8 protein-coding genes are annotated in these 13,513 nt (G+C 52.0%); 5 read left to right on the forward strand and 3 right to left on the reverse strand.

Annotated elements, in window-relative coordinates:
* The first annotated feature begins 31 nt into the window (after window positions 1–31).
* The 5 genes from C234_RS0104405 (at window position 32) to kduI (ending at window position 8,676) form a co-directional block, all read left to right on the forward strand.
* Complete coding sequence (locus C234_RS0104405; protein WP_027324788.1) at window positions 32–1,270, forward strand: efflux RND transporter periplasmic adaptor subunit; 1,239 nt, start codon at window positions 32–34, stop codon at window positions 1,268–1,270.
* Between the two features lie 16 nt (window positions 1,271–1,286).
* Complete coding sequence (locus C234_RS0104410; RefSeq protein ID WP_027324789.1) at window positions 1,287–4,400, forward strand: efflux RND transporter permease subunit; 3,114 nt, start codon at window positions 1,287–1,289, stop codon at window positions 4,398–4,400.
* A gap of 28 nt (window positions 4,401–4,428) precedes the next feature.
* Window positions 4,429–5,586: a TolC family protein gene (locus C234_RS0104415; protein WP_154656394.1), complete on the forward strand. Its 1,158-nt coding sequence runs from the start codon at window positions 4,429–4,431 to the stop codon at window positions 5,584–5,586.
* Between the two features lie 713 nt (window positions 5,587–6,299).
* A complete protein-coding gene (locus C234_RS0104425) occupies window positions 6,300–7,706 on the forward strand; it encodes a PTS galactitol transporter subunit IIC (RefSeq protein WP_027324792.1) in 1,407 nt (468 codons plus the stop codon).
* Between the two features lie 49 nt (window positions 7,707–7,755).
* On the forward strand, window positions 7,756–8,676 hold the full coding sequence (gene kduI, locus C234_RS0104430; protein WP_021646650.1) for a 5-dehydro-4-deoxy-D-glucuronate isomerase: 921 nt from the start codon (window positions 7,756–7,758) through the stop codon (window positions 8,674–8,676).
* A 392-nt stretch (window positions 8,677–9,068) separates the two neighbouring features.
* On the opposite strand, the gene C234_RS0104435 is transcribed toward kduI, so the two are convergent.
* Genes C234_RS0104435 through C234_RS0104445 form a run of 3 tightly spaced genes read right to left on the reverse strand, consistent with a single transcriptional unit; the run spans window position 9,069 to window position 13,451 of the window.
* Entirely contained in the window at window positions 9,069–12,419 is a 3,351-nt protein-coding gene (locus tag C234_RS0104435) for a DEAD/DEAH box helicase (protein WP_027324793.1), read from the reverse strand.
* The gene (gene tatC / locus C234_RS0104440; RefSeq protein WP_027324794.1) at window positions 12,416–13,225 is read right to left on the reverse strand and encodes a twin-arginine translocase subunit TatC; all 810 of its coding nucleotides are present in this window, start codon (window positions 13,223–13,225) and stop codon (window positions 12,416–12,418) included. The genes C234_RS0104435 and tatC overlap by 4 nt, the downstream gene beginning before the upstream one ends.
* 10 nt (window positions 13,226–13,235) lie before the next feature.
* Window positions 13,236–13,451: a Sec-independent protein translocase subunit TatA/TatB gene (locus C234_RS0104445; RefSeq protein ID WP_021646646.1), complete on the reverse strand. Its 216-nt coding sequence runs from the start codon at window positions 13,449–13,451 to the stop codon at window positions 13,236–13,238.
* Window positions 13,452–13,513: the final 62 nt, after the last annotated feature.

Raw genomic sequence — 13,513 nt, forward strand, 5'->3', positions numbered from 1 at the left:
CCGGGCTTTATTCAACAAGGAGAATATATTTATGAAAAAACTAATTTATATCGTATTCCTCGGATTGTTTATCCTGGGATCATGCACCCATAAACACAAAGAGGGAACGTGCGAAAACACCCATACGCATGCCATCGGCGACAACCATACCCATGAAGAGGGAGATGAGCACGACCATGAGCAAGAAGTGGGGCACAACCATGAGGAAGAAGGTTACGACCACGAAAAAGAAAGCATCCGCTCGCATGAAGACGAAATCATTCTCTCTGCCGCAAAAGCCGAAGCGGCAGGCGTGAAATGCAGCGTCATCGAACCCGCCCCTTTCCGGCAAGTCATTAAAACCAGCGGGCAAATTTCGGCAGCGCAGGGAGACGAGTCCGTCATTGTAGCCACAGTGTCGGGAATCGTTTCTTTCCACGGGCAAATCACCGAAGGGATGGCGGTTAACCGGGGTAAGCCTCTGGTCAACATCTCGTCGAGCAAGACCGCCGAAGGCGATGCCGCACAACGTGCCCTCATCGCTCATGAAAGTGCCAAGAAAGAATACGAACGCGTAAAAGCGCTGGTGGAGAGCCGGATCGTATCGAAGAAAGAATACGAGCAAGCCAAACTGAACCACGACAACGCGCACATCGCCTATGAGGCGCTTTCCAAAAATTATTCGCCCAAGGGACAGGAAATAACATCTCCGCTTGGCGGATACGTCAAAAACATCTTGATACGGGAAGGCGATTATGTATCTGTGGGACAACCCTTAATGAGCGTCACTCAGAACCGCCGCCTTTTCTTGCGCGCCGAAGTGTCGGAGAAATACTACTCCCACCTGCGCAACATCCGCTCCGCCAATTTCCGCACCCCCTACCACAACCGGGTGTATGAGCTGAAGCAGCTCAACGGAAAGCTTCTTTCTTTCGGAAAATCTTCCGGTAGCCAGTCGTTTTACGTGCCTGTGACTTTCGAGTTCGACAATAAAGTCGACGTCCTTCCCGGCTCATTTGTCGAGGTCTACCTGTTATCGTCGGACATGGAGAACGTGCTTTCGCTCCCCCGAACGGCGCTCACGGAAGAACAGGGTTCTTTCTTTGTGTACCTGAACGTGGACGAAGAGGGCTACCGCAAGCAGGAAGTGACTTTAGGCGCCGACAACGGGAAAAACGTACAGATTCTTTCGGGACTGAAAGCCGGCGACCGAGTCGTTGTCGAAGGGGCCAACCAAGTTCGTCTGGCAGGCATAAGCACAGCCATCCCGGGACATACGCACAATCATTAAAACGAGGAGACACATCATGCTGAACAAAATCATATACAAGTCGCTGCACAACCGGCTGGTGGTACTCTCTGCCGCAATCCTCCTGCTCATCGGAGGAACCTACACGGCCATGCACACCGAAGTGGATGTATTTCCCGATCTGAACGCCCCCACGGTGGTGGTGATGACCGAAGCCAACGGGATGGCCGCCGAAGAGGTGGAGCAACTCGTCACATTCCCGGTGGAAACCGCTGTGAACGGAGCCACCGGAGTACGCCGCGTACGCTCTTCTTCCACCAACGGATTTTCCGTTATCTGGGTAGAATTCGACTGGGGAACCGACATTTATCTCGCCCGCCAGATCGTTAGCGAGAAACTCGCCGTAGTCAACGAATCGCTGCCGCCCTCTGTGGGCAAACCGACGCTGGGTCCGCAATCTTCCATACTCGGCGAAATGATGATCATCGGGCTGACTGCCGATTCCACTTCGATGCTCGATCTGCGCACGCTGGCCGACTGGACAATCCGCCCGCGCTTGCTCTCCATCGGCGGGGTGGCTCAGGTATCCGTGCTGGGCGGAGAAATAAAGGAGTACCAGATTCTGCTGGAGCCGGAGAGGATGCGCCATTACAACGTATCGATGGATGAAACCATGCGCGCCGTGCAAGACATGAACCTGAACGCCAACGGAGGGGTGCTATACGAATTCGGAAACGAATACATCATCCGCGGTATGCTTTCGACCGACCGTACCGGAGAGCTGGAGAAAGCCGTCGTCAAGACGGTCGACGGATTTCCCGTCACCCTCGCCGATATAGCCGATGTGAAGATCGGCCCGAAAGTTCCCAAGCTCGGCACGGCGTCCGAACGGGGAAAGGAAGCCGTGTTGATGACGGTCACCAAGCAGCCCGCCACCAGTACGCTCGAACTGACGGACAAGCTGGAGGTTTCATTGAAAGAGCTTCAGAAAAATCTGCCGCCGGACGTAAAAGTCTCTACGGACATCTTCCGCCAGAGCCGGTTCATCGAAAATTCCATCCGTAACGTGAGGAACGCTCTGCTCGAGGGAGGATTTTTCGTGGTCATCGTGCTGTTTCTCTTTCTGGCCAATGTACGCACCACGCTCATCTCTCTGGTCACTCTTCCCATCTCCCTGATTGTTTCGATACTGACGCTTCACTACATGGGGCTGACCATCAACACCATGAGCCTGGGCGGCATGGCCATAGCCATCGGATCGCTGGTGGACGACGCCATCGTGGATGTGGAAAACGTGTACAAGCGTCTGCGGGAGAACAGGCAGAAACCGGCAAACGAGCGGCTATCCACGCGGGAGGTAGTGTTCAACGCGTCGAAAGAGGTGCGCATGCCGATACTGAACTCCACGCTTATCATCGTTGTGAGCTTTGTTCCTCTCTTCTTCCTCAGCGGGCTGGAAGGACGGATGCTGGCGCCGCTCGGAATCGCTTTCATCGTTGCCCTCTTCGCCTCCACCGTGGTGGCGCTCACGCTCACTCCCGTACTCTGCTCCTACCTGCTCGGGCAGAAACATACAAGCGGCGAGATGAAAGAATCGTTTGTGGCGAGCCGGCTGAAAGGAGTGTATAAGACATCGCTGGTATGGGTGCTGAAACACAAGCGGGTGACGCTGGGAAGCACCATCGTCTTATTCCTCATCGCGCTGGGATGTTTCTTCACGCTCGGACACAGTTTCCTGCCTTCTTTCAACGAAGGCTCGTTCACGATCAATCTCAGCACGCTGCCGGGCGTTTCGCTGGAAGAAAGCGACCGCATGGGACGCAAAGCCGAAGAATTGTTATTGCAGATTCCCGAAATACAAACCGTAGCCCGGAAGACAGGACGCGCCGAACTGGACGAACATGCTTTGGGAGTGAACGTATCGGAACTCGAAGCTCCTTTCGAGCTGAAGGACCGTTCCCGCCATGAATTAATGGCCGACGTGCGTGAAAAGCTGGGCGGCATCAGCGGCGCGAACATTGAAATCGGACAACCCATCAGCCACCGCATCGATGCCATGCTTTCGGGCACAAGGGCCAACATCGCCATCAAACTGTTCGGCGACGACCTGAACCGGATGTTCTCGCTCGGCAAACAGATTAAAGAAATCACCGGCGACATTCCCGGCATTGCCGACCTGAACGTGGAGCAACAAATCGAACGGCCGCAACTGAAAATACATCCCAAACGGGAAATGCTGGCACGATACGGCATCACGCTGCCGGAGTTTTCGGAATACATCACGATGGCTCTGGCGGGAAAAGCGGTGTCGCAGGTGTACGAACGAGGCAAAAGTTTCGACCTGACGGTAAAGATAAACGATCATGCCCGCGACGAAATGGAAGCCATACGCGATTTGTCCATCGACACGGGCGACGGAAAGAAAATCCCGCTGAGCTACGTGGCGGAAGTCGTGTCGGGCATGGGGCCGAACACCATCAACCGCGAAAACGTGAAACGGAAAATCGTGATCTCCGCCAATGTTTCGGGACGCGACCTGCGCAGTGTGGTGAACGACATCCGCGAACGTATCGACCGTGTCTTTCGCCTGCCCGAAGGATACCACATCGAATACGGCGGCCAGTTCGAAAGCGAACAGGCAGCCAGCCGGACGCTCACGCTGACCTCCGTTATCAGTATCGCCATCATTTTCCTGCTGCTGTATCATGAATTCCGTAGCCCGAAAGAAGCCGGAGTCATCCTGCTGAACCTGCCGTTGGCACTGATAGGAGGCGTATTCGTGCTGCTTGTCACTACCGGCGAACTCAGCATTCCCGCCATCATCGGATTCATTTCACTGTTCGGAATCGCCACCCGAAACGGGATGTTGCTCATCAGTCATTACAAACATCTGCAACAGGAAGAGGGAATGAACGTGTACGAAAGCGTCATCCGCGGTTCGCTCGACCGCTTGAATCCTATTCTCATGACGGCCCTCTCTTCGGCCCTCGCCCTGATTCCGCTGGCTCTGGGCGGCGATTTGCCCGGCAACGAGATTCAGAGTCCGATGGCAAAAGTGATATTGGGCGGATTGCTCACCTCTACGTTTTTAAACGGTTTCATCATTCCCGTGGTCTATCTGCTGCTTTCCGCAGATACCACGCATTTAAAAGAAAAAGAAGACTATGTATAAGAAAACACTCCTACTCGCACTCACCGGCATGCTTTCCTTTTCGTATGGAAGAGGGAACGATGGAGGCGGAAACATCGACCGGGTGCTTCGTTCTATCGAAGCGAACAACAAAGAGCTGCGCGCCAAAGCGCAGTGGACGGCGGCGCAAAAGCTGGAAGACCGGACAGAGAATAACCTGGCGGACCCGTCGCTCTCGTACGCCCATCTGTGGAAATCGAAAGACAAGGGCGAAACCATCGGCGAACTGGTGGTGTCGCAGAGTTTCGACTTCCCAAGCCTGTATGCCACACGCCGGCAACTGAACCGGCTGAAAGCCGGAGTTTACGACAACCGCGCACTCCTTTTCCGCGAGGAGCTGTTGTTGCAGGCCAAAGAAACGTGTCTCGACATCATCCTGCTGCGCCGGCAGAAGAAGCTGCTGGACGAACGGCTGCGGAATGCCGAAGAGCTTTCGGAAATGTACGCCCGGCGTTTGGAGGCGGGCGATGCCAACATATTGGAAATGAACAAGATTAAATTGGAGCTGCTCAACGCGCGCACAGAGGTGTCGATGAACAAGGCCGCCCTGAACAACCTGCTGCAAAAGCTCACCGCGCTGAATGCCAACCTCCCGGTCGACTTCGACGACGACCGTTATCCCGACGTAGCTTTCCCCGGAGACTATCAGGCGTTGAAGGCGGAGGTGATGGCATCGGACCGCACACTGGCGGCGTTTGAAAAGGAAAGTCTGACGGCGCACAAGCAAGTAACGGTGAACCGTTCGCAATGGTTGCCCAAGTTCGAGCTGGGATACCGGCGAAACACAGAGTCGGGCACTCCGTTCAACGGGCTGGTGGTAGGATTCTCATTCCCCCTTTTCGAAAACCGCCACAAAGTGAAAGCCGCCAAAGCCCAAGCGCTCGACATAGACTTGCAGAAAGAAAACGCGACCCTGCAGGCGGAGGCGGAATTAATGCGCCTGTACCGGGAGGCGGAAACGCTCTACCGCTCGATGCAAGAGTATCAAAACACTTTTGAGTCGGGCAGAAACCTGAATTTGTTAAAGCAGGCTGTAACGGGCGGGCAGATCAACATGATCGAATACTTCGTAGAAGTTTCGGTGATTTACCAAAGCCGCCAAAATCTGCTGCAATTGGAAAACCAATACCAAAAAGCAATGGCACGGATATATAAGGGCCGCCTGTAAAAAAGACGGCGGGCTTTGAAAAAAAGACGGCGGGCTTTGAAAAAAAGACGGCGGGCTTTGAAAAAAAGACGGCGGGCTTTGAAAAAAAGACGGCGGGCTTTGAAATCAAACATCAGCATGTTTGATTTCAAAGCCCGCTGTGTATCCCAAACGTTTCACTGTGTTCCGGAACAACCGACGAATGCTTCTCCCGCCGGACCGGCAACTATCCGATATCATCGAAACGGTATTTTACCGTACTTGCCCGGTAAAATACGATTGTCGCTGTTCATCCTTGATAAAACCCGTCAGAACAGAACTTATCAAAAAGAACCAAAGAGAATCCGAAGAAAAAAACAGGAAAACCGATACAAAAAATCAACACAATACACCATTCTCCCAAACGAAAAGAACAAAGCGAAACAGCTTTTTTCATCGCCTTTTTTTAAGAAGGGGAACCAACGTTTCGTATGCTAAGGGAGTGAAGAATCGTATCCGGACAGTAAAGACATATACGGTTTACGAAGCGGATTTGCCCTTTTCGTGCACGAAAACGAGTAATTTTGTGCACGTAAACGCAAAAAACGTCCATTTTTAACGCCTAAGCCGATAAATTAGTTGTTTCGCCTTGCAATAAAGCGGAAAAGGTCGTATTTTTGACACGTTTTGCGTTCGTTGCCTCTTCGGAGGGAAATAGTATTTCATCATTAAAAACATAGAAAAAATAGAACAGAATGGAATCAGTCTTTAAGTACATTATCGGTCTGGGTGCGGCAGTAATGATGCCGGTTATCTTCACAATTTTGGGAGTGTGCATCCGTATCAGATTTGCCAAAGCATTTAAAAGCGGCCTGCTTGTGGGAGTCGGTTTTGTCGGTTTGTCGGTTATCACCGCATTGTTGACAAGCAGCCTCGGTCCGGCACTGAGTAAAATGGTAAAGATTTACGGTCTGGAATTGGGTATTTTCGACATGGGATGGCCTTCTGCCGCAGCAGTAGCCTATAACACCTCCGTAGGCGCCCTCATCATTCCGGTATGCCTCGGAGTCAATTTGCTCATGTTGCTCACAAAAACCACCCGTACCGTCAATATCGACCTCTGGAACTACTGGCATTTCGCATTCATCGGCGCCATCGTTTATTTTGCGTCGGGCAGTATCCTGTGGGGATTCTTCGCAGCCATTATCTGTTACATCATCACGTTGGTAATGGCCGACCTGACCGCTCCTTCATTCCAAAAGTTCTATGACAAGATGGACGGCATCTCCATTCCGCAACCTTTCTGCCAAGGTTTTGTTCCTTTCGCTGTTGTCATCAACAAGGTCTTGGATAAAGTACCCGGATTCGACAAACTGAATATAGATTCGGAAGGAATGAAAAGAAAATTCGGTCTGCTGGGCGATCCTTTGTTTTTGGGCGTAGTGATCGGATGCGGTATCGGCGCGCTGGGATGCAGTACCTGGCAAGAAGTTGTCGACAATATTCCCTCGATTTTAGGACTGGGCATCAAGATGGGAGCGGTAATGGAGTTGATCCCTCGCATTACCAGCCTGTTTATCGAAGGATTGAAACCTATTTCCGACGCGACTCGCGAACTCATCGCCAAGAAATACAAAAACAGCGCAGGCCTGAACATCGGCATGAGCCCCGCATTGGTTATCGGACACCCGACAACACTGGTTGTTTCGCTGCTTCTCATTCCGGTTACCATCTTATTGGCTGTCGTTCTTCCGGGCAATCAGTTTTTGCCGCTGGCTTCCCTGGCAGGAATGTTCTATCTGTTTCCGCTCATTTTGCCCATCACCAAAGGGAATGTGGTGAAATCGTTCATCATCGGACTGGTAGCTTTGATTGTCGGACTGTATTTCGTGACCGGATTGGCGGGCTTCTTCACGGCAGCTGCCAAAGACGTGTACGCGCTTACCGGCGACCCTACCGTAAATATTCCCGAAGGATTTCAGGGCGGAGCTCTCGATTTTGCTTCCAGCCTGCTCTGTTGGGCTATCTTCCACCTGACGTACACCATAAAGATTATCGGTCCTGTGCTGCTTGTGGCATTAGCTCTCGGAATGGCTATCTACAATCGTACACGGATAAGGAAACAAGAAAAAATGCCAGTGAGCGAACAAGCGAATGAATAAACAAGTTATACACAATAAACGGATTCAATACATTTAAAAGATTCGAAATATGAAAAAATTAGCAATTGCAATGATGTTGGGCCTGGCGGGCATATCCGCTTCGGCTCAGGTGAATTACAAGATGCAGGTGGCTTGCAACCCGCAAGACGTGAAGACGTATGACACAAACCGCCTGCGTAGCAGCTTCCTGATGGAGAAAGTAATGGTGGCCGACGAAATCAACGTTACCTATTCCATGTACGATCGCTTCATCTTCGGCGGGGCCGTGCCCGTAAGCAAAGAGCTGGCGCTGGAAACAATCGATCCGCTGAAAGCGCCTTACTTCCTGTTCGCCCGCGAATTGGGCGTGATCAACGTCGGCGGACAAGGCGTTGTGACCGTAGACGGCAAAGAATATACGTTGAACTTCAAGGAAGCCTTGTATGTAGGCAGGGGTAACGAGAAAGTCACTTTCAAAAGCAAGGATTCGAGCAAGCCGGCTAAGTTTTATATCAACTCGGCTCCGGCTCACAAGGAATACAAAACGCAACTGATTACCCTCGACGGCCGCAAGGGTTCGCTGAAAGCCAATTCGATGGCTGCAGGAAAGATGGAAGAAAGCAACGACCGTGTCATCAACCAGCTGATCGTAAAGAACGTTCTTCAGGAAGGTCCGTGCCAATTGCAGATGGGATTGACGGAACTGAAACCGGGAAGTGTGTGGAATACGATGCCGGCACATACCCACAGCCGCCGCATCGAAGCGTATTTCTATTTCAACGTACCCGAAGGAAACGCTATTTGCCACCTGATGGGCGAACCGAAAGAACAACGCTTGGTATGGATGCAGAACGAACAGGCGATTATGTCGCCGGAATGGTCGATCCATGCAGCAGCCGGGACGAGCAATTATATGTTCATCTGGGGCATGGCGGGCGAAAACCTCGACTACAGCGACATGGACAAAATCAAATATACGGAAATGCGTTAATCGTTCGCAAGCTTTAAAAGCCGGAAAAATAAAATTCTCGGGAAACCTCATACTTCCTCTTCAACGGAAGCTATGGGGTTTCTTGTTTTTAAGGTATGGGGGGTCTTGTTTTTCATACTTTTTTCCCCGAAACCGATATCTCACCCGTTCACCGGGCGGCATCTCCCTATGGCTCCGCATCGGGAACACGGCAGGAAGTAAGAGACAATACATCCGACAGGAGTGTGAAAAGAATCGGGGAAGCCTCGCAACCTCCCCGATCCACAAACCTTAAATCTAAATCTCTATGAAAAACGCTTTGCAAATATAGCCGTTTGCACGACAAGCAAATGTTAACAAATCACATAAAGTTGAGGAGTAAAAGCGAATGATTGCAAAAAAGCAAGCGCAGACTAATCCGTCTCTATGAAATCCAGCAAACTCTTATATAAAGAGTTATGCTCGAGAAGCTCGGGAACGCCGATAATAAACATTTGCTTTCTGGCGCGCGTCAAAGCGACATTCAGCTTCCGGTCGATCGGGACTCCTTCTTCCTCCGTAAGATTCGACAAAAGCCTCAACTGGTAGGGAAAATTGACACAGAACGAATAAATGATCACATCGCGTTCGCTCCCCTGAAAACGCTCTACCGTATCCACCAGAATGCCGTCGAGCGCAGGAATCGCCAACGTTCTTATCTCTTTCTTAATCAGCGCAATCTGACTGCGATAAGGAGTAATCACCCCCAATGTACGGGTTTCGTCGAAACTCTCCCGGTACTCGTTGTAAATACGGGCAGCCAGCCCGGCAACCATACGGGCTTCCGAACGGTTCACCTTTGCCGGCATTCCAGGTTCTTCGGGTATGGAAGGATAAAAAGCCAGGCGAACCCTCTCTTCCGCAGGTTCCGCCTGATGAGGAAGCCCCACAGGTTGCAGGCGCCCGCCGTAAAAAAAGCGATTGGCAAAGAGGGCGACTTCGGGATGCATGCGCCCTTGACGGCAAAGCATGTCGTAAGAGCGGGGGATGTCGCGCGTCGTCCGGTAAAGGCGTTCGAACAGGGAATCTTTCAGGTTCGCCAGTCCGATGGAGCGCAACGAAGCTTCAGAAACCTCCGACTGCCCGGGACTTTGAAGGACGACTGCGGGCAACTGTTTGTGGTCGCCTATCAGGACGAACTTCCCCACCGCGTCGCTCCCATCTGCGGCACGCGCGGAGAGAATGCCCAGAAGCTGGGGTTCCAGAATCTGCGTGGCTTCATCGACGATCGCCACATCGAAACGTTTCAACCGGAACAATTCCGGTTTGCCCGAAATGGCTGCCACCGTCCCCACAATGACACGGCAATTGCGAATACGTTCGTACACTTCCGCCCGCCGGTTGCAAGAAGAAAGTTTGTTTTCGATCAGATGCTCCCGGTAAGCTTCCTCACAAGAAAGCTCGCTCCCCACACGGATAAAGTCGACCTCCGGAGCAATGGAAGCCACTGCCTTGCATATTTCATCCACCGCACGGTTTGTATACGACAGCAACAGGATCTGCGTATCTCCCTCCCCATAAAAAGTCTCCACCATTTTCTTCAAAGCGCACGAAGTCTTTCCCGTTCCCGGAGGACCGACGAGCAAGAAGTAGTCCTGCGCGGCTTTCGCTTTCAGGGCGATGCGCGAAAAATCATCGGCGGCTTCCGCAATCTGTCCGTCCGGAGTCTCGTCGAACCGTGGCGGGCGTTGCGCCAGCAGTAAGTCTCTCCGATCCTGAGTCGCGCACAAAAAAGCATAAAGTCCCTGATACATCATCCGGAAAGAGGTATCCATCGTGTCGTGCTCTATGGCGTACGAACTGCCGGCGGGCAACACCGACGGGTTTTGCTGCGTGGAGCGGAGGCGGACACGAACGGTTTCTTCCGAAAGCGACTCGATATTCCCTTTGAAAATCATCTTGTTCGTTACATTGTCCGCATCGGAATTCCGTTCGTACAAGACGATAGCATCGCCTTGGCGGAAGTTGGGAAGAGCCGTTTCGTATCCGTTTCCGCTCCGGCAAAGCGTCAATCCCGCTTTATGCTCGTCCGCCGCACGATTCTCCGTAATCTTCAAATCATACATAATCTCTCCCGACTCGCATTTTTCCGCCAGTGTGGAAAGCCATAGCGCAGCCGCCCCCGTACGCCCCTCGTAGTCGGCGTCGCCCGACTTGGAAGTATACAGTTCCTTCGTGATGAAGTTGTACAACGCGTAGAAATAGTCTTGCTCCAGAGGCGAGAGTTTCTGCAATTTCGACGGAAAAGCCTCTATGGAAGGGCGGAGATAGTTCTCCCAGAAACGCCCCGACAGCCTTTTCTCGTTCAAGGTGAAGGGATCGATCTCCGCCAGCTTTCGCGCCGTATATCCGGTGCTGTTCCGCAACTGCACTCCGTACTCGTCGGCAACGATGCGGTTGCGCAGATCGATGGCACGGCGAACCATCTTCCACGAAGGACGCGCGGGATAAAGCAGAGGGTATCGCGTATAAAAAAGATACGCTTTCACCTTGCGGTGATCCATTCCCATAGAATATTCCAGCACCGCCTGATAAAGCAACATCTGCACCTTATTGTTTTCTTTCGGTTCCACTTTGTCTCGAATCGAATATTCATCCGCCTTGCCCGACTTCATTTCGATGAAAGAAGACATATCGCGCTGCATATAGTCGAGACGCCCCTGCAACCCCAGCGGTTCGCATATGTAAGAGGGTTCGAGCACGGCGTCTTTCTTGTCCAGCTCATATCCCGGAGCATGAAACGTATGGCAAACGGTGTCGCGGATATGCTCGAAGTGCATCTTGCAATCATCGAAAAACCGGCGTTCCTTCTCCCGGTCGTACAGGTCGGTACAAGCCGCCAGTTCGATGGGATAACGGCGGAACGCTTTCTGCATGCAGGCACGATAGTCCACTTCCTCTCCTTCGGCATGTATCCATTCGTCCAGAAACAAGTTGGCTATATTTCCCAACAGCAAAGGCCTCGCATTTTCAACCGGTTGCAGCCGCGAAAGAAAGTAGTTGGCAGGATGATGCCCGTATTCCCGGAAACACTCCGCCAGCGAACTGATGTCGATAAGATAGTCCGGTTCGAGCACGATAAACGACGGAGTGAGTACGCCTGCCTCATCGACGGCCACGTCGAGCAGGTTCAATTGGGCATGGCTCCACAGCAACCGGCACGTCGCGGCGAACTCTTCGTTGACTTCGGAAACGTTATAACATACCCGAAGCGTATCTTCGGAAAGTTCATCCAGGCGATTCACATAAAGATACCTTTCATCGGCATATTGGAAGCATACCCGCATCCGCCGGATACGGCGCAAGGCAAGAGGGGCGGCGTGATAAGTCGCGTCGGCACGCGGAAGCAGTTTGTAGAGTTCGCCGGGAATCTCTTCCTTAAAAAGCCGGCGGACTAAAAACGCCAGCGTCTTCGCGTCTCTCAACAGATGCTCTCTCGTGGCGTCTTCCACACGATTCAGTATCCGGTTCGACGTCAGCCGGAACGTATGCAGGCGATTCTGCTCCGCCACCGAAAGGCCCTCCTTAGCCGAAAGGAAGCTGATACGGGCCGAAAGGTCCGTCATTTGCAAACTTTCGTTCCGTATCCGGTCCCGGCAGATACGTTCGAGAAGGTCGCGCATTTGTTTGTAGCCGACCGACAGCCTGCTGTCTTCCATCCGGCAGACAGCCGTCAGCAAACCGTACGATTCCGTGGCTTCACCTTTCAATCCGTGCAGACTCATTCTTCCGGCTCCGATCTTTCTACGGTTCTCGTTTTATCGCGAATCATCAGCACGCTCATTTCATAGAGCAAATACAGCGGAATGGCTACCACACTCAACGTGAACGGATCGCCGGTGGGCGTGATGACAGCCGCCGCGATGACAATAACGACTATCGCATGGCGGCGGTATTTGCGCAGAAAAGATTTGTCGACCACCCCCAGCAACGACAGGAGCCATGTGACCAACGGAAGTTCGAACGCCAGTCCCATGCACAGGATAAGCATCATGAAGTTGTCGATGTAGGAGTTGAGCGAAAGAATGTTTTCGATTTCTCCGCTCAGTTGGTATGTGGAAAGGAAGCGGAGAGTCAGCGGATAGACCATGAAATAGCCCACGAGCACGCCGACAAAAAACATCAGTGTGCCCAGAAGCAATGCTTTCCGGACTCCTTTGCGCTCGTTGGGATAGAGCGCCGGACTGACGAAATGCCAGATTTCGAAGAAGAGATAAGGCATAGCCGTAACCACAGACATCCAGAACGCAGTAGAGAGATGAATGAAAAAGGGGGCTGCCAGATTGATATTGACCAGCTTCACGTGAAACTGCTGAGTAAAGAAATCATCGGTCAAATCGAGTCTTTCGCCGATGGCTCGCAACAGATCGTAGAAGATGAAGTCGTTGTGGCACGGGGCAAGTATGACGCGGTCGAACAGATACGGCATCGCCATAAAATAGCCTACGGCCAACAACGTCCACACGCCGATTACCCGAAACAGTACCCGCCGCAGCTCATCCAAATGATCCCAAAAGGTCATTTCCGCCATCGCGTCCCCTTTACTTAGCCGAGTCCGAAGGTTGATCTATCTCGTCTTTCGCTTTATTCAGTTCCTCCTTGGCCTCGTTCACTCCTTCCTTGAAACTTTTCACACCTTTTCCCAGACCACGCATCAGTTCGGGAATCTTTTTTCCGCCAAAGAGAAGAAGAATCACCAGAGCGATGATGATCCACTCGGAACCACTCGGCAAAAAGCCTAACAATAAGTTTGTCATAAGTTATATCGATTATAAAGTTTCCTCTTGTTTGATGCAAATATACGATAAATTCGGCAGAG

Origin of the sequence: Bacteroides pyogenes DSM 20611 = JCM 6294 (genome assembly GCF_000428105.1) — a bacterium.
Taxonomy (GTDB): domain Bacteria; phylum Bacteroidota; class Bacteroidia; order Bacteroidales; family Bacteroidaceae; genus Bacteroides; species Bacteroides pyogenes.